Origin of the sequence: Flavobacterium sp. (assembly GCF_043720215.1) — a bacterium.
GTDB lineage: Bacteria > Bacteroidota > Bacteroidia > Flavobacteriales > Flavobacteriaceae > Flavobacterium.
The window spans coordinates 1-20,874 of the sequence record NZ_JAYSSZ010000263.1 but is presented as its reverse complement, the minus strand read 5'-3'; the positions used below and the strand labels follow the sequence as shown (position 1 = coordinate 20,874).

The window sequence follows — 20,874 nt, the reverse complement described above, 5'->3', positions numbered from 1 at the left end:
AAAACAAAGCATTATAAAGTGTCTGATTTTAGTCTAATAAATGTAACTGCAAATGATACTTTATTTTTTAGAACAGAGTTTAAAGGAGGCAATAAAGCTGAGGATTTTTATAATTTAAACTTGTATCACACTATAAATGAAGATAATAACAGTGTGGTTGGTGTCAAAAAATCGGAAGTAAATTTTAAAGATTATCTATGGTTTTTAAATGAAAATGAATCGAAAGACAATAAAATCATTTTTAATAAAAAACTAACAGATTTCTCAATAGAAAAAATTGCAATTTCTCATAAAAATCAGGCTATGGAGCTTATGGGTGTTTTGCGAGATTCAACTTATAAGGATTTGAAACTTTCGCTCAAAAATATCGATTTAGAAAAAATCACACCTTCAGTAGACAGTTTGAAGTTTAAAGGAAAAGTAAACGGGTTAGTCAATTTTAAACAAAATAAATCCATATATGAACCAACTGCATCAGTAACTATTGACAGTTTAAATATTAATAAATTTGCCTTAGGAAAACTAGTAATCGATGTACAAGGTGATAATACTTTCAAGAATTTTAAAATTAATTCAGTTTTAAAAAATGACGGATTAGAATCTTTTTCTGCCGATGGGAATATATTTATCGAAAATAAAAAGACCTTACTTGATTTAGATCTCCGACTAAATAGCTTTAATATGGGGCCTTTCGGTGCTTTCGGAGGTAATGTAGTATCTAACATACGTGGTTTAGTCTCTGGAACGGCAAGTTTTGAAGGCGAATTAGAGAACCCAGATATTACGGGAAGGTTATATTTAAATAAAGCAGGTTTAAAAATTCCTTACCTAAATGTTGACTATAATTTTGAAAATAACTCAATTGTAGATGTAACTGAAAATCAGTTTTCTTTTAGAAATATAAAAATTAACGATTCAAAATACGATACAAAAGGTGTTTTGAGCGGCGGAATCCGCCATCATAAGTTTGGTGATTGGCTTTTAGATTTGAATCTTTCTTCAAATAGAATTGTTGCATTAGATACAAAAGATGCAGAAGATGCAATATATTATGGTACCGCTTTTATAGATGGAGATGCAACCATAAAAGGGCCAATAAGTGGATTGGTAATTAGTGTAAATGCAAAATCTGAAAAAGGAACATCAATAAAAATTCCAATTAGCGATAGTGAAGCAACATCAGAAAGAGATTATATAAAATTTAAATCTAAAAAAGATGATATTGTTACAAACACAAAAAGCAAGAACGCTAAAACATATAATGGTGTAGAACTTAATTTTGAACTTGATATCACGCCAGATGCTTGGATAGAAGTAATTATAGATAAAAATTCAGGTCATGGTCTTAAAGGTAAAGGAGTAGGAAGTTTATTATTGGAAATTAATACACTTGGAAAATTTAATATGTGGGGAGATTTTCAAGTATATGAAGGTATCTACAACTTTAAATACGGAGGAATTATTGATAAGAAATTTGACGTTAAAAAGGGAGGCTCAATTTCTTGGGACGGTGATCCGCTAAATGCAACATTAAATATGGAAGCAATTTATAAACTTCCATCAGGTGCAAATCCAGCTGTTTTATTAGAAAACTCATCTTTAAATAAAAAAATTCCAACAGAAGTTGTTATAAAACTTACAGATAAATTAACAAGTCCTACTCCTGATATATCTATTAATTTTCCAACATTAAGTTCTATTCTGAAATCTGAAATAGAATATAAATTAAGTGATAGAGATAAAAGACAAACACAAGCAATGGCCTTATTATCATCTGGAAGTTTTTTAAGTGATAAAGGTGTTGGAGAGAATATAATAACCGGTAACCTGCTAGAAAAAGCAAATAGTTTATTTCAAGATATATTTTCAGATCAAGATGACAAACTAAAAGTTGGTTTGAATTATGTACAAGGGAATAAAAGAAATTTAGAAGCACAAACTGATGGTCGGGTTGGTATTACTCTTTCAACAAAAATCAGTGACAAAATCACTATAAATGGAGTTGTGGGAGTTCCTGTGGGTGGTGTGTCTGAGTCTGCAATTGTTGGAAATGTAGAAATAGAGTTGCGTCTTAATGAAGACGGAACACTTAATGCAAGATTTTTTAATCGTGAAAACGATACAAATTTTATAGGAGAAGGAATTGGATATACGCAAGGACTTGGAATTTCTTATGAAGTCGATTTTAATACTTTAAAAGAACTTATGGCAAAAATTCTAAATTCTAATAAAAAGAAAAAAGAAAAAGAATCTAAAGATGAAGTTCCAGATTCAGATTTATCTCCAGAATTTATTCAGTTTACAGATCAACGTCCAAAAAAGGCAGTCGAAAAACCTAAAACAACTCCAGAAACGGTACCAGATTTAAATTAAAAGTTCAATTTTATAAAAACTTATTAACGAAAACGTTTGAAATTTTATTGAGTTATTAAATTTAATCAAATTTTATCACCATCAAATTATTACTTTGTTAATTTTACAATTCAATTATTGCATTAATGTCAAAAAAAATAAAAAAAATAGGAGTTCTTACTTCTGGTGGAGATTCGCCAGGAATGAATGCAGCAATACGAGCAGTAGTTCGTACTTGTGCTTTTTATAACGTAGAATGTATAGGCATTTACAGAGGTTACCAAGGAATGATTGAAGGTGACTTTAAGGAAATGGGACCAAGATCGGTAAATAATATTGTTAATAAAGGAGGAACAATCCTTAAATCTGCTCGATCGAAAGAGTTTATGACGGCTGAAGGACGCAAAAAATCATTTGAACATCTTACAAATGCAAATATTGATGCTTTGGTAGTCATTGGTGGTGATGGAACTTTTACAGGTGCCGAAATTTTTAATAATGAATTTAATTTTCCTGTAATGGGAATTCCAGGAACTATCGATAATGATATTTTTGGCACCAGTCATACATTAGGTTACGATACAGCGTTAAACACGGTTGTCGAAGCTATCGATAAAATTAGAGATACCGCTAGTTCACATAATCGTCTTTTCTTTGTCGAAGTTATGGGAAGAGATGCTGGACATATTGCTCTAAATGCGGGGATAGGAGCAGGGGCAGAAGAAATTCTTGTTCCAGAAGAAGATTTAGGTTTAGAAAGATTATTAGAATCTCTAGAAAAAAGTAAGTCATCTGGAAAATCATCAAGTATTGTTGTTGTTTCTGAAGGTGATAAAATCGGAAAAAATGTTTTCGAACTAAAAGATTATGTCGAAGAAAATCTGCCAGAATATGACGTTAGAGTTTCAGTGCTAGGACACATGCAACGTGGTGGAGCACCATCTTGTTTCGATAGGGTTCTTGCATCTCGATTAGGTGTAAAAGCAGTCGAATCTTTATTAGAAGGAAAATCAAATTACATGGTAGGACTACTTTGTGATAAAGTTACTTTAACACCATTAGAACAAGCTATAAAAGGGCGCTCAGAAATAGATAAAGAATTATTACGCGTTTCAGACATCATGTCAACATAAATTAAAAATTACGAATTAAAAATTAAAAATAAATGGCAAAAGTTAAATTAGGAATAAACGGTTTCGGAAGAATAGGAAGAATAGTTTTTAGAGAAACCTATAATAGAGATAATATAGAAGTAGTTGCTATAAACGATCTATTAAATGTAGATCATTTAGCCTATTTATTAAAATACGATTCAGTTCATGGTCGTTTTGCAGGAAAAGTAGAAGTAAAAGAAGGAAAACTTTTTGTAAACGATAAGCACATTAGAGTAACTGCCGAAAAAGACCCAAAAACATTAAAATGGGATGAAGTAGGAGTAGATGTAGTAGCAGAATGCACAGGAATTTTCACCACTTTAGAAACCGCTCAAGCTCATATTGACGGTGGTGCAAAAAAAGTAGTTATTTCTGCACCATCAACTGATGCACCCATGTTTGTAATGGGGGTAAACCATAATAAAGCAACAGCAGCGAACACAATTGTATCTAACGCATCGTGTACAACAAATTGCTTAGCACCATTAGCTAAAGTTATCAATGATAATTTCGGAATTGTAGAAGGTCTAATGACCACAATACACTCAACAACAGCGACACAACACACTGTCGATGGACCTTCAAAAAGAGATTTTAGAGGCGGAAGAGCGGCACTTCTAAACATCATTCCCGCATCAACCGGAGCCGCAAAAGCAGTTGGAAAAGTAATCCCAGAACTAAACGGAAAACTAACAGGAATGTCTATGAGAGTTCCAACTGCCGATGTTTCGGTAGTAGATTTAACTGTAAAATTAGCCAAAGAAACTACCTACGAAGAAATCATGTCAGTATTAAAAAATGCTTCAGAAACTTCTATGAAAGGTATTCTTGGATTTACCGAAGACGATGTCGTTTCACAAGATTTTATCGGAGAAAAAATGACTTCAGTAATCGATGCAAAAGCAGGAATTGGATTAAATTCTACTTTCTTCAAAATTGTATCATGGTATGATAATGAGTACGGATATTCAAGTAAATTAATAGATTTATCAGTACATATTGCTAGTTTAAAATAAAAAACCATATATTTAATTCCCATTAGTTTCAGTATTAATGGGATTTTTTTTGAAGCTATTTGCTTCGCCAGTTCGCAAAAGCTCGTGTCCCGCTATCCGCTTTTATCTTTTTGTTTTTAAAGAAAAAACAAAAAGGATAACCGCTTCTATCGGGGATAGAAATAATCAAGCTATATATTTAAAATAAGCGATTAACCGAATAAACAAATAACCGAAAAATGAAACTACTCGTAGATAGCGGCTCTACAAAAGCCGATTGGATTGCCATTGATGAAGCCGGGAAAGTACTTTTCACCACGCAATCATTAGGATTAAATCCGGAAGTTTTAACAAAAGAAGAAATAATAAAACGTCTTGAAGATAGGTTTGATATATCCCATAATAAAAACCAAGTATCTAACTTGTTTTTTTATGGTGCAGGTTGCGGAACAGATAGAATGAAAAATTTTTTAAAAGAAGTGTTTCAAAATTATTTTCCAAATGCAAAAGCAACGGTCCATGAAGATACTTATGCAGCCGTTTATGCCACAACACCTAAAAATGAAAAAGCTATTGTTTGTATACTAGGAACAGGTTCAAATTGTAGTTATTTTGATGGAAATGTGCTGCATCAAAAAGTACAATCATTAGGTTACATTGTTATGGATGATTGCTCCGGAAATCGCTTCGGAAGACATTTACTTAGAGGTTATTATTTTAACAAAATGCCAGCGGATTTAGCAAAAGAGTTTGAGACTACTTACAATGTAGAGCCAGATCCAGTAAAAAATAATTTATACAAAGAACCCAATCCAAACGCATATTTAGCAACGTTTGCCCAATTTTTAATAAAACACAAAGACACCCAATTTTGTCAAAACTTCATCAACGAAGAAATGGAATCTTTTGTAGAAAACTACATCAAGCAGTTTGATAATTACAAAGAAGTCCCAGTACATTTTATAGGTTCTATTGCTTTTTATTTAAAAGAGGAGTTAGAGAAAATTTTAAATAAACACGAAATAAAGTTAGGTAATGTATTGCGCCGACCAATAGATGGTTTAATAGAATACCATGTTTTAAACAAATAATAAATGGAAATTGCTATAATTGCTCACGACCGGATGAAAGCTGATTTAGTTCAGTTTCTAAATAAAAACACATCAATTCTACACGCAAAAAACATTTCCTTAATTGCTACAGGGACAACAGGAACTAAGGCTGAAAATGCTGGTTTTCAAGTTACAAAAATGCTTTCTGGACCTATGGGCGGCGATGCTCAAATTGCAGCTCGTGTCGCTGAAGGAAAAACACAAATGGTTTTATTTTTTAAAGACCCAAACTCAAGTCACCCGCATGAAGTAGATATAAATATGCTTATTCGTGTCTGCGATGTTCATAATGTTCCTTTAGCCACAAACGAAGCCACAGCACAATTATTGTTGAATGCTATTTCTAAATAAGAGAGAATTTATAACGTTTTTTTAATTTGATGGTTCAATTAAATTTGTATATTGCTGTACCAAAAAATACACCCAAATTATGAAAAAAATAGCATTATTTACTTTACTTCTTTGTTTTGGAAGTATATACAGTCAGAAGAAAAAGAAGACTGAAGCAGTTGTTCCGAATGTTGTAATTGCAAAAAACGGGAATGCTTCTGCAGAAATGGCAAAGAATAATTTTTATCTTTTTATAACAAATGGCGCAAAAAAAGATACTTTATTATTGAAAAAATATGTTTCCAAAGTAACACCACTTGAATGTAAAATAACCTCATTTACAACAAAAGGAACGCCATTGCAACTTGTTTCTTGGGTCGAAAAATCTGTATCTGAAACAAAACTTAAAAAAGAAGAGACTACAATTACAGAATCTCAAATTTGGAATCCAGCAACAAAAACATTGGTGGTTGGAAACACCCAAACGGCTACAAAAATTAAAGAAACTGTATTTTTAGATAAGCTCAAAAATGCTTCGGAAACTCAAGAAAGAACGCGCAATGGAGGTTATGTGTTTACATTTTTGCCAGAAGGAGATTTCTTTTTAAAAGACAAATCATCTGAAACAAGATATTCATACAATGCAACTTCTCTTAAATATGAAGTAGTAAAACCAAATGCATCTGCACCAGTAAAACCTACGAAAAAGAAACGAAAATAGTATTTTTTTAATCAAAAAGAACCCGATAGATTTTTAATTTCTATCGGGTTTTTTGTTACTATTTATTTTGAGCTATAATAAAAAATGTATTCCAAGAATTATATTTCTTCCAATATTTGGAATTCCATCTGCTTTTAATCGAGATAGGTGTGATATATAGGTTTCATCAAATAAGTTATTACCATTTAAAGATAAGTCAAAATTTGATTTTCCGATAGTAACGTTACTTCCAAATCCAATATTTACTAAAGTATAATTGTTACTTTTTGTTTCAAATTCGCTGGCATTATTTTGATTAAATATGCTTTCAGCATTAATTGTTGCAAATGCTTTTTTCATGAATTGATTAATATTAAACTCAGTACGAATAGTAGAATTCCATTTGTTAGCAGGAATAAGAGGTAAATAATTTCCATTATCTTTCTGGCCAATAACGGTTTCAAAACTACTGGTAAAATGTAACCAATCTAATGGATGTGGATGAAAATGTATTCCCATTTCTCCTCCATATAATTTTGCATTGGCTTGCGTATAGTCATAAACATTATTATCATCAATTATATTTCCGTTTGGAGAAATAAAGATATAATTGTTGATGTGATTGTAAAAACCGTTAACAAAGAATTCAAAATGAGAATTTCCATATTCTAAATTCAAATCAGTTTGAATATTTTGTTCACTTTTTAAGTTTGAATTTCCAATTTCGTAACGATTACTTCCTTCATGTACTCCGTTAGAAGTTAGTTCTGCTAAGTTTGGCGCTCTAAATCCTGATGCAACATTCAATCTAAAAGACAAATTATCTGTAAATTTTGTTTTGTAGCCCAAAGAAGCATTAAAACTAGTAAATTTTTTGTTTATAGATTCAAAATAACCTTCTTCTCCTACAATTCCATTAGTTTTGGTATTAATTTTTCGTGTGTCAAAGCGAAATCCGGCTTGTACAACATTCGATTTCCATTCATAATTTGAGGTTATCAATGCACCAATATCATTTGTAGTAGCGTCAGGAATTAGTAATTCTAAACCAGAATTTGCATTGGTTTGGCTCATTCCTTGTACACCAATAATAGTTTCTAATTTGCCTTTTTTAGGTAAATAATATTTTAAGTCATAGTTTAAAGTATTCAAATTCATATCTAAAATAGGAGTTGTGCTATCTTCAAACTCTTTACGACTATTGGAGATATAACCAAAATCAGCATCAAATTTAGAGTTTTTGAAGAAAAAATTATTATGTAAACTTACAATGTGATTTACAACACCTTGCCTAGGGAAATCAGGATCTCTTTGTCTAGTTTGTAAACCTATTTGTTCAGGAATTCCTAAATTGAGATTATTCAAATTGTAGCGTAAAACACTAGAAAATTTAGAATTACTAAAACCTAAAGCTGTTTTTACATCAGCTTCTTCAAAACGGGTATTGGTAACCAAACTATCATTGGGCATTTTGTAATCTCCATGATTATTATAACCACCACGAATTAAAAATTTCCAATTTTCAAAGGATGATTTTAATCCAAAAGAAGTATTACTTCCTTGAGTGTTCGAAAAATATTTTTGATTAAAATCTGCCAAATAAGAATTGGGTTTAGCAAATTTTTCAGGATTAAAATACAAAACGCCACCCAAAGCATCAGAGCCATATAATAAAGAAGCTGGCCCTTTTATGACTTCGACACTTTCTATTCCGCTGTCATTTAGACCCAAACCATGTTCTTCTCCAAATTGCTGATTTTCTAGACGAACACCTTGTGTATAAACCAAAACTCGATTGCCACTTAAGCCACGAATAACAGGTTTTCCTATAGATGTTCCTGTAGATACTTGAGAAACTCCAGGAATAGTTGCCAATCCTTCCATTAGTGTTGCTGCTCCTTTTTGTTGTAATTCTTTGATGCTTTTGTGTTCAACTTTCATGACATTTTGCGATTGCATTTTGTTGAAAATGGTAGAAACAATAACTTCATCAATATGATTAATTTTTTCTTCAAGTATGATATTTAGAATTATATTTTCTTGATTTAATCTCTGAGATATGATTTTGTTCTCATATCCAGAAAGCGAAAATGACATTTTGAAATTTCCGTTAGGCAAATCAGAAAAGGAGAAATTTCCATTACTGTCGGAAGTCGTTTCCTTATTTAATTCAGGAATAGAAACTAAAACTCCTTCTAAAACTTTATTTTCGGGATTTATAATTGTACCCGTAATTGTATTTTGCGCATTACAAAATAACGTAAACCCTAAGAATAGGGTAACTAAAAATGATTTCATACTAAAAAATGATATTTTATTGTTTAAAATAAGTTGATTGTATCACTGAAACAAAATTTCGGTAATAATAAATTAAACGATAAAACTGGGAGGAGCTCGAAGCGCAAAAAGGCTCCCTTTAAAAAAGTTGGTTATTTCTTTAGAATATAAAAAAGAATATCCGGTAGAAATTTGGTTTTTTATAAATTGAAAATGAGAAATACTAGAAGAAATAAAACTCCCTAAAGTAAAATTACAAACAAAACAATGATCAAAACTATGATGCTGATGTGTAATTTGAGAACCAGAAGTAGGTTTATGATGGCAATGTTTTTCAGAAATTTGCTTTACCAAATGCTCATAACTATGTACCGATTGAAATAGTATAGAAAACAATACTACAATCGCTAATAATGAATTTATGATGACAAATTTCTTTTTCATGTGAAACAAATGTAAAAAAGAAATCCGTTAAAAGATTGATTTAACAGATTTCTTTTTAAGATAGCGGTTTACACTAAACTATTCTTTACTAAATATTCAGCAATTTGAACCGTATTTGTAGCAGCACCTTTACGAAGATTATCAGCTACAATCCACATATTTAGTGAGTTAGGTTGGCTCTCGTCACGACGAATTCTTCCTACAAAAACATCATCTTTTCCTTGCGCATACATAGGCATTGGATACGTGTAAGTGTCATTGTTATCTTGCACTACAACTCCTGGAGTGTTGTGCAAAAGTTGGCGAACTTCATTAACATCAAAATCATTAGAAAACTCAACATTTACGGCTTCGCTATGTCCACCAACAATAGGCACACGAACGGCAGTAGCTGTAACGGCAATAGTTCTATCGTCTAATATTTTTTGAGTTTCACGAACCAGTTTCATTTCTTCTTTGGTATAACCATTGTCTTCAAAACTATCGCATTGCGGAATGGCATTTCTGTGAATAGGATATTTATAAGCCATTTCTCCAGAAATTCCAGCGTATTCGTTTTCTAATTGTTGTACTGCTTTTACCCCAGTTCCTGTAATAGATTGGTAAGTAGAAACAATAACTCGCTTGATATTGTATTTTTTATGTAATGGTGCTAAAACCATTACTAACTGAATAGTCGAACAGTTAGCATTTGGAATAATTTTGTCTTCTTTTGTTAATATGGAAGCATTTATTTCTGGAACAACCAGTTTTTTAGTTGGATCCATTCTCCAAGCTGATGAATTATCTATTACCGTTGTACCAGCTGCGGCAAATTTCGGGGCCCATTCTAAAGATGTTTCGCCACCAGCAGAAAACAAAGCAATATCGGCTTTCATATCTACCGCGGTTTGCATTCCTACTACTTTATATTTTGCTCCTTTAAATTCTATTTCTTTTCCTACAGATCGCTCTGAAGCAACAGGAATCAATTCGGTTACAGGAAAATTTCTTTCGGCTAAAACTTGAAGCATTACTTCGCCAACCATTCCGGTTGCACCAACAACTGCAATTCTCATATTATTTATTTTAATTTTGGAAATACAAAAGTAATAAATATTGAATTGATTTTTAAAAAACTACTAAAAAAGAAAAACCGCCTCAATTAAGAAACGGTTTAGTTAGAATATGTGTGTAGCGGAAATTATTTTTTCAATAAATCTCTAATTTGTGTCAATAATTCTTCTTGAGATGGTCCAGCTGGTGCAGCAGGAGCAGCTTCTTCTTTCTTTTTTGCTTTTTCGGCAGCTCTTAAAATTACAAATATGAACAACGAAATAATAACGAAGTTAATTACTGCTTGAACTAAATTACCATAAGTTAAACACGCAGCACCTGCAGTTTTTGCAGCTGCTAAATCGGCATAACTTTGCCCGTTTAGTGCAATAAATTTAGTTGTAAAATCTACTCCGCCAGTTAATACTCCTACAATAGGCATAATAATATCATCAACTGCTGAGCCAACAATTTTACCAAAAGCCCCACCAATAACAACCGCAGTTGCTAAACTTAATACATCACCTTTCATTAAAGATGCTTTAAAATCTCCAAAAAATCCCATAATTTGTTTGTTTTTAGGTTAATTAATTTTTAATAAAAATCTAATTTAACATTTTATTTAGATTAAAACCAAATTTTTTGTAATTATTCTCGATAAAAAACTCGTTTTACTCTGCTAGAAATACTAGTTAATATTTCATAAGGAATTGTGTTTGTTGCTCTTGCAATGGTTGTTACCGATGGGTTTTTACCAAAAATTATCACTTCATTTCCTTCGAAACAATTAATGTCAGTAGCATCAACCATGAGCATATCCATACAAATACTTCCAACAATAGGAGCTTTTTGATTATTAATTAGAACATAACCGACTCCATTTCCCCAAGCACGAGAAATTCCATCAGCATAGCCTATAGGAATTGTGGCAATTTTTGTTGGTTTTTCTACCATAAATCGACGATTATAACCGACGCTTTCTCCAATATTTAAAGTTCGTATTTGTGAAATTATTGATTTTAATGTTCCAACATTTTCAAGTTCATGAGTTTCATTCTCATCATTAGAAACTCCGTATAAACCAATTCCTAATCGAACCATGTCAAATTGTGCTTGCGGATAATTACTTATTCCTGAAGTGTTTGAAATATGACGAATAGGATTTATTTTTAATTCTCGAGTAATTTTACTTGATATTGTATCAAAATCTGAAATTTGTTTTTTGGTAAAATCATCATATTTTAAATCATCACTAGCGGCTAAATGTGATAAAATACTTTTTACTTGAACTGAATTGTTTTTTTGGAGAATAGTAATGAGTTCGGGGATAATTTCATTATCAAAACCCAAACGATTCATACCTGTATTTATCTTAATATGTATGGGATAATTGGTGAGTTCTTTTTGTTCCGTAATTTTTATAAATGCTTTTAATCCTCTAATGCCATAAATTTCAGGTTCTAAATTATATTGTATCATCGACGGAAAGCTTGTCATTTCAGGATTTAGAACCATTATTGGTAATTCTATTCCAGCTTTTCTGAGTTCAATTCCTTCATCGGCGAAAGCCACACCAAGGTAATCTACTTTATGATGTGCTAATAATTTTGCGATTTCGAATCCGCCACTTCCATAACCAAAAGCTTTTACCATAACCATAATTTTGGTTTCCGGATTTAGCTTCGATTTGTAGTAATTTAAATTATGACTTATGGCATTTAGGTTAATTTCTAATACTGTTTCATGTGTTTTTTCCTCGAGCAAGGTTACGATTTTTTCGAATTCAAATTGTCTTGATCCTTTTATTAAAATGGTTTCGTTTGTAAAATCTAAATTTTCAAAATCGGCAATAAAATCTTGTGTTGAAACATAAGAAATAGCATTGAGAAACTTATTCTTATATTTTGAAATTACCTCACCAATACAAATTACACGATTTATTTTATTTGAAATAATAAGCTGAGAAACTCGAGCATACAATTCTTCGTTTTCTAATCCTGACTGAAAAATATCAGATAAAATAAGTGTTTTCTTTAAGTGTTGTTTTTGATTTTCAAGAAAATCTAAAGCAATTTTTAAAGATTGAAAATCAGCGCTATAACTATCATCAATTAAAGTTGAATTATTAATTCCGCTTTTTACTTTCAATCGCATTTCGACAGGAAATAATTGACTTACTCGACTTTCAATTGTATCCAAATCATATTTTAAATACAACATTGTCAAGATGCAATGCATACTATTTTCTAGTGAAGCTTCGTCGGTAAAAGGAATTTTTATTTTAAAACATTTACCCTCATTTGTGATATTCAAAATCGAATAATCTTCAAAGGTTTTCTTCTGAAAAAAAACATCGGCTGACTTATCGTTTGTACTCCAAGTAAAGGTTTTTATATCTGATTTTATAAACGCTTCAATGGTTTTATTTTTATTGAGAATTAAAACTTCAACATTAGGAAATAGCTTTAATTTTTCTTTTATTTTCTCAGAAATATCAGCAAAACCTTCATCGTGAGCAGTTCCAATATTGGTTAGAATTCCAATAGTGGGTTGAATAATTTTTTGAAGATTTTCCATTTCACCTTTGGTAGAAATTCCTGCTTCAAAAATACCTAAATTATGGTTTTCATTAATTCCTATAACCGAAAGCGGAACGCCAACTTGAGAATTATAACTTTTTGGACTTCTAATTATATTATAGTCAGGACTTAGCAGAAAATTTAGCCATTCTTTTACAATAGTTTTTCCGTTGCTTCCTGTAATTCCTATTATTGGAAAATGGAATAAATTACGATAATAACTAGCAAATTTTTGTAATGCAACAAGTGTGTTTTCGACAATTATAAAATTGGCTTTATCATTTAATCTTTTAGGTACATAACTTACTACAAAGTTCTTTACGCCTTTAGAAATTAAATCTCCAATATAAATATGAGCATCATTGTTAGGACCAACTATCGCAAAAAATAAAGTATTCTCGTTATTTTGTAAAGATCGACTGTCTATAGAAATATTATTGATATGAATATCTGTCTCAATGCCATGATAATCGGCATTTAGAATTGGAATTATATTGTTTATGGATATCGTCAATTGGTCTAATTATTTTTCTTTTGATAAATGTTCAGCATCTTTTACAATCATATTTTCTCTCATCGCATTATAATATGCCGCACGACTCAATGGCTCATATTCTTCGGTTTCACCAAGCATAACAAGTTTGTCATTATCGGTTTTACGAAAACTATAATTGGCAAGATTTCCCGTGCGAGTGCATACAGCATGTACTTTTGTAACATATTCGGCAGTTGCCATAAGTGCTGGCATGGGACCAAAAGGATTTCCTTTAAAATCCATATCCAATCCCGCAACAATAACTCGAATGCCAGAATTGGCAAGATCATTACAAATTTTGACAATCTCATCATCAAAAAATTGTGCTTCATCAATTCCTACAACATCACAACCTTGAGCTAAAATAGCAATATTTGCTGCAGCAGGAACAGGAGTAGAGCGAATTTCATTTTTGTTATGTGAAACGACCATTTCTTCATCATATCGAGTATCGATTGATGGTTTAAAAATTTCGACCTTTTGTTTGGCAAATTGTGCTCTTTTTAATCTACGTATTAATTCTTCGGTTTTACCCGAAAACATTGATCCGCAAATAACTTCAATCCAACCAAACTGCTCTTTATGATTTACTGTATTTTCGAGAAACATTTTTTATTTTTATGACGATAAAAATGAATAGTTTTTATTACTTTGTAACAGAACAAATTTATTAAAAAAGAAAAGCTTTATCGAGTATAATAGTAAAAGTTATGAAAAAAAAGTTAGAAGCCGAATTAATTAGCATTGCACACCGAATTTTGCAACTAAAACATAAAGAAGATGTTCGTGAATTGCATCATGAAACTCAAAAATTATACGAAAAACTATCAGTTTTATTATTTGTAGAAGAGCATTTTAGCGAAACAAAACCTACAATTGGGTTACATGATATAGAAGTTATAGTTGAAAAAGCATTCGATTTTAATCAAAAAATAACTGAAACAAAACATAAAGAAGAAGATTTTGTAATTGTTCACGACATAAATGAAGAAATTATAGCAGAAAAAACTATTGTAGAAGAAGAAAATCCAACAATAGAAGAAGCTAAAGTCGAATTTGAAACTCCAATTATTGAAATTCCTAAACCAGAAAAAAAACAAATTTCTATTGATGATTTACTTAGTGAAGTAGGAGCAGAACCTGTTTTTGAAAGGGTAAATACAGTTGAAAAAACAAAAGAAAGTATAATTTCAGAAGAGATTTCTAAAATTATTGAGGATAAGATTGAAGAAAAAACGACTTCAGAAGTTAAAGTTGAAACAAAATTTATAGATATTCCTGAAAAAAAAGAAATTATTTTTGAAAAAGCAGAATCAAAACCAGCAACAAATCTTAATGATAAACTTAATAAAATTGTAAATATTGGTTTGAATGATAAATTGGCTTTCGAAAAACAATTATTTGATGGAAGTACGGAAGATTTTAATCGAGTAGTTTCGCAAATATCGACTTTCGATTCACTAGAAGATGCTAAGAATTTTATTGATGAAATGGTAAAACCAGATTACAACGATTGGAAAGGAAAAGAAGAATTTGCAGAAAGGTTTATGGAATTTGTAGCAAGTAAATACGTATAAATGGGTAAATTATATCTTGTTCCAACTCCAATTGGTAATCTCGAAGACATGACTTTTCGCGCCATTCGTGTACTTAAAGAAGTCGATTTGATTCTCGCAGAAGATACACGCACCAGTGGAAAACTCTTAAAGCATTTTGAGATTTCGACGCATATGCACAGTCATCACATGCACAATGAGCACAAAACCATCGAGAATATTATAAAACGCATTCAAACGGGGGAAAATATAGCACTTATTTCCGATGCGGGAACGCCAGCCATTTCCGATCCTGGATTTTTACTCACACGTGCTTGTGTCGAGAATAATATAGAAGTCGATTGTTTGCCAGGCGCTACGGCATTTGTGCCCGCGTTGGTAAATAGTGGTTTTCCTAATGATAAGTTTATTTTTGAAGGTTTTTTACCCGAAAAAAAAGGCCGTCAAACCCGTTATTTGGCTTTAGCCGAAGAAACCAGAACCATGATTTTATATGTTTCACCACACAAATTAGTAAAAACATTAGCCGAATTTGTTCAGTATTTTGGTGCCGAAAGACCTGTTTCTGTTTCTAGAGAAATCTCTAAACTGCACGAAGAAACCATTCGAGGAACTGCGGAAGAAGTCCTGAAACATTTTGAAACCAAACCACCAAAAGGGGAAATTGTAGTTATTGTGGGTGGTAAAATTTCTGTAAAAGAAAAAAAAGAAAGCAAATTTGATAACGAGGATTAGTTTATGGAATTAAAAGATTTTATAGAAAAAATAAATAATTCAGCTGAGAATATAACTTTTGAAGAAACTATCGCAGTTATTGAGCAAAATTATATTTTTACTCCAACAGCTTTTCAAAATGGTTCTCAATATAACAATATAGGTGAGAATTCAGGTTCGTGTAAATTATTTGCTTTTGGATTATTACAAAAATTATCTGCAATTCAAATGCTTTCTTGTTTTGGATCTTATTATTTTGAAGAAGTTTTAGGTAATCCAGAAGATTCAAATCATCAAAACATCCGTAATTTTATGAAAACGGGCTGGGATGGGATTCAATTTGAAGGGAAAGCTTTAGTATAAAAACAATTCGTTTATGAGAAACTCAATATTCATATTTCTTGTTTTCCTGTTTGGTTTCAATTCAAAATCTGAAATAAATAAAGAAAAAATAAATGTTTTATTTATTGGAAATAGTCTGACTTATTATCATGATATGCCTAAAATACTTCAAGAAATGTTGGATGAGTCCAATCCAAATTATAACATTGAACAATCAACATTTCCAGGAATGGCACTTGACAGTCATTTGAATGATATTATTTTTAAAAGAGATGGAGATGATATTTCTACTAGAAATAAAGAACTAGGAGAAATTACAGAAACTGAGAAAAAATTATCTGAAAAAAAATGGGATATTGTAATTTTGCAAGAAAATCCAGGATATCTTTACTTCCCTGAAGTTGTTGATGAAATTGTTAATCCATCTATTAAAAGAATTAAACAACTAACAAATAACCCTGATTGTAAATTTATACTCTTCACCACTTCAGTATCATATATAAAATATCCAATAAAAAAAGTATGTGTTCCAAAAATGAATTTTAAATATGTTTTAGGAGACAAAGATAAATTTTGTTCCGTAGATGTTCAAAATATCGAAGAAGATATGAAAATACTCAATGAAACATTTTATAAAATTGCAAAAGAAAATAGCTTAATTTCAACAAATCATTGTAATTTAAATTATAAAGTCCAAACTGAATATCCTAAAATTAAATTATATGAAGCTGATGGTCATCCATCTGAAGCGGGTTCGTTTTTTAGTGCTTGTATTTTTTATAAAATTCTGACTAACAGTAAACCTTCAAAATTAAAATACTATGGAAATTTAAACTTTAAAGATTCTAAAATATTAAAAAAAATGGCTAGTTAACTACTCCACTTCCAAATCCACTTCCAAATCCACAAACGAAAAAGTATTTCCGCTAAACAATCCTTTGTCAGATAATTTTAAATCAGGAATTACCAGAAGTGCCATAAACGAAAGTGTCATAAATGGTGCTTTTAGATTACTGCCTAAATCTTTTGCCATGGCATCTATTTCTTGGTATAATTTTCCGGTTTCCCAACCATCTTTATCACTCATAATTCCTGCAACAGGCAAGGCTAATGATTTATTTTGAGTACCATTTACAGCACAAATTCCGCCAGTATTTTTTATAATTAAATTAACAGCATTGCAAATCTCTTCGTCCGATGTTCCTACTACCACAATATTATGGCAATCATGTGCTACAGAACTTGCAATTGCTCCTTTTTTTAAGCCAAAATTCTTTATAAATGCTACTGCTGGTTTGGTATTGTAATATCGGTTTACAACTGCCATTTTCAGTATGTCATTATCAATATCTGAAACTAGTTTTCCGTTTTCTATAAGTGAATTATGATGAATTTCATTTGTAATTAGTTGTCCTTCCAAAGCTTCAATAACTCTAATTTTGGATGCTGAACTTGGAATTTCGAAATCACTAATTTCCTTTTCGGTAATATTAAAGTTATTGGGTGTTTCAAAATCAACATGTTTTACAAACGATTGTCCATTTTCGGCAACCAACTCACCATTGATGTAGGTTTTATTGACTTTGAAATTTATTAAATCTTCTACAACAATAAAATCGGCAGCATCATTTTCTTTCAACAAACCAACCTTCATTTTGTAATGATGAACTGAATTTACGCAAGCCACTTGCAAGATTTTGAAAATATTAATTCCTTTAGCAACAGCTCTGGCACAAAGTAAATTAATATGTCCTAAAATCAAATCATCTGGATGTTTGTCATCTGAACAAAACATCATATTTTCGTAATTTTCTGGAAGTAAATCGATCAAGGCTTCAAAGTTTTTTGCAGCACTTCCTTCCCGAATAATAACTTTCATACCAAGAGACAATTTCTCTTTCGCTTCGTCATAAGTAAAGCACTCATGATCGGTTGTAATTCCTGCCGAAATATATTTTTTGATAGGTTCTCCTCGCAATCCTGGCGCGTGACCATCAACAGGTTTGCCGAAATGTTTTGCCCAAGCAATTTTCTTTAAAACTTCTTCATCATCAAACAAAACTCCGGGATAATTCATCATTTCCGACAAATAATAAATATCTGGAGAAGCCATCAATTCTTTAATCTCTTCAGAATCGATAATCGCACCGGCAGTTTCAAAAGCGGTTGCGGGAACACAAGATGGCGCACCAAAATGAAATTTCAGCGGTACTTTTTTCCCGTTTTCAATCATATAATAAACACCTTCTTTTCCCAATACATTGGCAATTTCGTGCGGATCAGAAATGGTAGCAACTGTTCCGTGAAGTACAGCAATTTTTGCAAATTCAGAAGGAACAAGCATCGAACTTTCGATATGAATATGTGCATCAATAAATCCTGGAAGGATATAGTTTTTTGCGTCATGATTTTTTTCTACTATGGAAATAATCTTACCGTTTTCAACAGTTATTTCACCTGAAAAAATTCGTTTTTTCACTATATCTACGATTTGTCCTTGAATTTGCATTTGTTTTATTTTATATAAAGTAAAAGTCAAAAGTAATACCATTTTTTATTTTTGTCGCTTTATTATTCGATGTTTTAATCTAAATTTGTTTTATATATGACGATAAATGTAATTTCTAATCCGTAATTAACTATGCGCTGGACAATCAAGCCAAAACCTGCTGAAGAAAAAGTCAAACATTTGGCGCAAGCCTTGAATATTGAAAATTTTGTAGCTTCCTTGTTAATTCAACGTGGAATTGAAACGTACGATGAAGCCAAAGCATTTTTTCGTCCTAGTTTAGATGATTTGCACAATCCCTATTTGATGAAAGATATGGATAAAGCGGTCGAAAGAATTGAAAAAGCAATTGTAAACAACGAAAACATCATGGTTTTTGGAGATTACGATGTCGATGGTACCACCGCAGTTTCATTGGTTTCTTCGTATTTAAAATCCTATTACAAAAATGTAGCTACATATATCCCAGATCGTTATGACGAAGGTTACGGGATATCCTACAAAGGAATAGATTATGCCGATGACAACAGTATTACACTTATTATTGCATTAGATTGTGGAATAAAATCGATAGATCATGTGGTTTATGCCAAAGAACGAAACATCGATTTTATTATTTGTGATCACCATCGACCAGGTGATTTTTTGCCCGATGCTGTTGCCGTTTTAGATCCAAAACGTGCCGATTGCAGTTATCCCTATGATGAACTTTGTGGTTGTGGCGTTGGTTTTAAATTAATACAGGCTTTGGGTCAAAACCGAAACCAAACAATAGAAGATTTTATTCCGTATTTAGATTTAGTAGCGACAGCCATTGCTGCCGATATTGTTCCAATGACGGGTGAAAATAGAGTTTTAGCAAAATTTGGATTGGAAGTAATTAATACAAATCCAAGACCAGGAATTCAGGCTTTAGTACAAAACATAAAGAAGCAAGTTCTTACTATTACCGACGTGGTTTTTATTATTGCACCGAGAATAAATGCTGCAGGAAGAATAAAACATGGTAATTATGCTGTCGAATTATTAACAGAATTTGATTTGGAACAAGCACAAGAATTTGCTTCACAAATAGAAATTTTTAATGCCGACAGGAAAGATTTAGACAAACAAATCACTCAAGAAGCATTGGTTCAAATTGAAACAAACGATGAAAGTAATAACTTTACAACAGTTGTTTATCAGGAAGATTGGCACAAAGGAGTTATCGGAATTGTAGCTTCCAGATTAATAGAAACACATTATAAACCAACGATTGTTTTTACAAAAAGTGGCGATAAATTAGCTGCCTCGGCACGTTCTGTCAAAGATTTTGATATTTATAATGCATTAGAATCTAGTGCGGAATATCTAGAACAATTTGGCGGACATATGTATGCCGCAGGAATGACTCTAAAAGAAGAAAATTACGAAGCTTTTAAAAATAAATTTGAAGAAGTTGTAAAAAACAGTATTCATCCAGATTTGCTTATTCCTGAAATTGCTATTGATGCTGAAATTCATTTATCTGATATAGATGAAAAACTAGTTCGAATTTTAAAACAGTTTGAACCATTTGGACCACAAAACATGACACCTGTTTTTATTTCAAAAAATATAAAAGATACAGGTTATGCTAAAACTCTAGGTAAAGATGAAGAACATTTGCGATTGTTTGTAAAACAAGATAATAGTGAAGGTTTTGCTGCAATTGGTTTTAATTTAGCACAAAAAATAGATTGTTTATCCAACAAAAAACCATTTGAAGCAGTATATTGCATAGATGAAAACGAATGGAACGGAAAGGTAACTTTGCAACTACGCTTACGAGATTTAATTTAATTTAATTAACCATAAATCATTTAATCCTCTGTTACTTGGTACATCAGACAAATTACTTTGCGATTCTCCAGCAATTACAAATTCATTTGTATTGGTTTCGACAAAATCGGTAGCAATGTCGATATTTTGACCACCATATGTTTTTTGCCAATATATCTTACTATTTGGCAGGTTATCAATTTTAAAAATCCAATAATCATTTTCGCCTTTATTTATATTCTCAGGAATTGTACTTCGTGTATTTCCAAGAACTATAAATTGATTGTTTTTAGATTTCTTGATCGATGACGAAGAATCAAATTCGTTTCCACCGAATGATTTATCCCATAAAAGCATTCCGTGATCGTTGATATGAATTACCCAAGCATCAAAATTACCTAAATTTTTAGAAATTTGGCCATCTGAACTATTAGATCGTC

At 31.4% G+C, this 20,874-nt stretch carries 18 protein-coding genes and 1 pseudogene; 11 read left to right on the top strand and 8 right to left on the bottom strand.

The window, feature by feature from the left end:
- The 6 genes from ACHZC3_RS11655 to ACHZC3_RS11630 all read left to right on the top strand — a co-directional run.
- Positions 1–2,373, top strand: a 2,373-nt coding sequence (locus tag ACHZC3_RS11655) for a translocation/assembly module TamB domain-containing protein (RefSeq protein ID WP_394760027.1), incomplete at its 5' end; no start/stop codon positions are given.
- A gap of 125 nt (positions 2,374–2,498) precedes the next feature.
- Positions 2,499–3,485, top strand: a complete 987-nt coding sequence (gene pfkA, locus ACHZC3_RS11650; protein WP_394760026.1) for a 6-phosphofructokinase — start codon at positions 2,499–2,501, stop codon at positions 3,483–3,485.
- 32 nt (positions 3,486–3,517) lie between these two features.
- Complete coding sequence (gene gap / locus ACHZC3_RS11645; protein WP_394760025.1) at positions 3,518–4,522, top strand: type I glyceraldehyde-3-phosphate dehydrogenase; 1,005 nt, start codon at positions 3,518–3,520, stop codon at positions 4,520–4,522.
- Between the two features lie 218 nt (positions 4,523–4,740).
- Positions 4,741–5,592 carry a BadF/BadG/BcrA/BcrD ATPase family protein gene (locus tag ACHZC3_RS11640; RefSeq protein ID WP_394760024.1) on the top strand — a complete coding sequence of 284 codons (852 nt, stop codon included), beginning with the start codon at positions 4,741–4,743 and terminating at the stop codon, positions 5,590–5,592.
- A 3-nt stretch (positions 5,593–5,595) separates the two neighbouring features.
- Positions 5,596–5,964: a methylglyoxal synthase gene (locus tag ACHZC3_RS11635; RefSeq protein ID WP_394760023.1), complete on the top strand. Its 369-nt coding sequence runs from the start codon at positions 5,596–5,598 to the stop codon at positions 5,962–5,964.
- Positions 5,965–6,043: 79 nt separating this feature from the next.
- Complete coding sequence (locus ACHZC3_RS11630) at positions 6,044–6,664, top strand: hypothetical protein (RefSeq protein ID WP_394760022.1); 621 nt, start codon at positions 6,044–6,046, stop codon at positions 6,662–6,664.
- A 72-nt stretch (positions 6,665–6,736) separates the two neighbouring features.
- Here ACHZC3_RS11630 and ACHZC3_RS11625 read toward each other — a convergent pair whose 3' ends face one another.
- The 6 genes from ACHZC3_RS11625 to ACHZC3_RS11600 all read right to left on the bottom strand — a co-directional run bounded on the left by ACHZC3_RS11625 (position 6,737) and on the right by ACHZC3_RS11600 (position 14,122).
- Entirely contained in the window at positions 6,737–8,941 is a 2,205-nt protein-coding gene (locus ACHZC3_RS11625) for a TonB-dependent receptor domain-containing protein (protein WP_394760021.1), read from the bottom strand.
- Positions 8,942–9,013: 72 nt separating this feature from the next.
- Positions 9,014–9,364: a hypothetical protein gene (locus ACHZC3_RS11620; protein ID WP_394760020.1), complete on the bottom strand. Its 351-nt coding sequence runs from the start codon at positions 9,362–9,364 to the stop codon at positions 9,014–9,016.
- A gap of 68 nt (positions 9,365–9,432) precedes the next feature.
- A complete protein-coding gene (locus tag ACHZC3_RS11615) occupies positions 9,433–10,422 on the bottom strand; it encodes an aspartate-semialdehyde dehydrogenase (RefSeq protein WP_394760019.1) in 990 nt (329 codons plus the stop codon).
- Positions 10,423–10,547: 125 nt separating this feature from the next.
- Positions 10,548–10,964 carry a large conductance mechanosensitive channel protein MscL gene (gene mscL / locus ACHZC3_RS11610; RefSeq protein WP_394760018.1) on the bottom strand — a complete coding sequence of 139 codons (417 nt, stop codon included), beginning with the start codon at positions 10,962–10,964 and terminating at the stop codon, positions 10,548–10,550.
- A gap of 83 nt (positions 10,965–11,047) precedes the next feature.
- A complete protein-coding gene (locus ACHZC3_RS11605; protein WP_394760017.1) occupies positions 11,048–13,492 on the bottom strand; it encodes a bifunctional UDP-N-acetylmuramoyl-tripeptide:D-alanyl-D-alanine ligase/alanine racemase in 2,445 nt (814 codons plus the stop codon).
- A gap of 9 nt (positions 13,493–13,501) precedes the next feature.
- Positions 13,502–14,122, bottom strand: coding sequence for a thymidine kinase (locus ACHZC3_RS11600; protein WP_348074487.1), 621 nt, complete (start codon positions 14,120–14,122; stop codon positions 13,502–13,504).
- Positions 14,123–14,223: 101 nt separating this feature from the next.
- Between ACHZC3_RS11600 and ACHZC3_RS11595 the strand changes: the two genes are divergently transcribed.
- Genes ACHZC3_RS11595 through ACHZC3_RS11580 form a run of 4 tightly spaced genes read left to right on the top strand, consistent with a single transcriptional unit; the run spans position 14,224 to position 16,999 of the window.
- Positions 14,224–15,090 carry a hypothetical protein gene (locus tag ACHZC3_RS11595; RefSeq protein WP_394760016.1) on the top strand — a complete coding sequence of 289 codons (867 nt, stop codon included), beginning with the start codon at positions 14,224–14,226 and terminating at the stop codon, positions 15,088–15,090.
- Positions 15,091–15,804 (top strand): 16S rRNA (cytidine(1402)-2'-O)-methyltransferase, encoded by a 714-nt coding sequence (gene rsmI, locus ACHZC3_RS11590; RefSeq protein WP_394760015.1) that lies wholly within the window; start codon positions 15,091–15,093, stop codon positions 15,802–15,804.
- A gap of 3 nt (positions 15,805–15,807) precedes the next feature.
- A complete protein-coding gene (locus ACHZC3_RS11585) occupies positions 15,808–16,146 on the top strand; it encodes a HopJ type III effector protein (RefSeq protein ID WP_394760014.1) in 339 nt (112 codons plus the stop codon).
- Positions 16,147–16,159: 13 nt separating this feature from the next.
- A complete protein-coding gene (locus ACHZC3_RS11580) occupies positions 16,160–16,999 on the top strand; it encodes a DUF4886 domain-containing protein (RefSeq protein WP_394760013.1) in 840 nt (279 codons plus the stop codon).
- Here the strand turns inward: ACHZC3_RS11580 and ade are convergent, their stop codons facing one another.
- The gene (gene ade, locus ACHZC3_RS11575) at positions 17,000–18,634 is read right to left on the bottom strand and encodes an adenine deaminase (protein WP_394760012.1); all 1,635 of its coding nucleotides are present in this window, start codon (positions 18,632–18,634) and stop codon (positions 17,000–17,002) included. It lies immediately after the preceding gene.
- 132 nt (positions 18,635–18,766) lie between these two features.
- On the opposite strand from ade, the gene recJ reads away from it, so the two are divergent.
- The gene (gene recJ / locus ACHZC3_RS11570) at positions 18,767–20,455 is read left to right on the top strand and encodes a single-stranded-DNA-specific exonuclease RecJ (protein WP_394760011.1); all 1,689 of its coding nucleotides are present in this window, start codon (positions 18,767–18,769) and stop codon (positions 20,453–20,455) included.
- Here the strand turns inward: recJ and ACHZC3_RS11565 are convergent.
- Positions 20,447–20,874: pseudogene (locus tag ACHZC3_RS11565) on the bottom strand (hypothetical protein); the annotation flags it as partial. The gene recJ and the pseudogene ACHZC3_RS11565 overlap by 9 nt on opposite strands.

Coding starts and splice junctions, on each gene's coding strand:
- pfkA (WP_394760026.1), top strand. CDS start 2,499: ATGTCAAAAAAAATAAAAAAAATAGGAGTTCTTACTTCTGGTGGAGAT.
- gap (WP_394760025.1), top strand. CDS start 3,518: ATGGCAAAAGTTAAATTAGGAATAAACGGTTTCGGAAGAATAGGAAGA.
- ACHZC3_RS11640 (WP_394760024.1), top strand. CDS start 4,741: ATGAAACTACTCGTAGATAGCGGCTCTACAAAAGCCGATTGGATTGCC.
- ACHZC3_RS11635 (WP_394760023.1), top strand. CDS start 5,596: ATGGAAATTGCTATAATTGCTCACGACCGGATGAAAGCTGATTTAGTT.
- ACHZC3_RS11630 (WP_394760022.1), top strand. CDS start 6,044: ATGAAAAAAATAGCATTATTTACTTTACTTCTTTGTTTTGGAAGTATA.
- ACHZC3_RS11625 (WP_394760021.1), bottom strand. CDS start 8,941: ATGAAATCATTTTTAGTTACCCTATTCTTAGGGTTTACGTTATTTTGT.
- ACHZC3_RS11620 (WP_394760020.1), bottom strand. CDS start 9,364: ATGAAAAAGAAATTTGTCATCATAAATTCATTATTAGCGATTGTAGTA.
- ACHZC3_RS11615 (WP_394760019.1), bottom strand. CDS start 10,422: ATGAGAATTGCAGTTGTTGGTGCAACCGGAATGGTTGGCGAAGTAATG.
- mscL (WP_394760018.1), bottom strand. CDS start 10,964: ATGGGATTTTTTGGAGATTTTAAAGCATCTTTAATGAAAGGTGATGTA.
- ACHZC3_RS11600 (WP_348074487.1), bottom strand. CDS start 14,122: ATGTTTCTCGAAAATACAGTAAATCATAAAGAGCAGTTTGGTTGGATT.
- ACHZC3_RS11595 (WP_394760016.1), top strand. CDS start 14,224: ATGAAAAAAAAGTTAGAAGCCGAATTAATTAGCATTGCACACCGAATT.
- rsmI (WP_394760015.1), top strand. CDS start 15,091: ATGGGTAAATTATATCTTGTTCCAACTCCAATTGGTAATCTCGAAGAC.
- ACHZC3_RS11585 (WP_394760014.1), top strand. CDS start 15,808: ATGGAATTAAAAGATTTTATAGAAAAAATAAATAATTCAGCTGAGAAT.
- ACHZC3_RS11580 (WP_394760013.1), top strand. CDS start 16,160: ATGAGAAACTCAATATTCATATTTCTTGTTTTCCTGTTTGGTTTCAAT.
- ade (WP_394760012.1), bottom strand. CDS start 18,634: ATGCAAATTCAAGGACAAATCGTAGATATAGTGAAAAAACGAATTTTT.
- recJ (WP_394760011.1), top strand. CDS start 18,767: ATGCGCTGGACAATCAAGCCAAAACCTGCTGAAGAAAAAGTCAAACAT.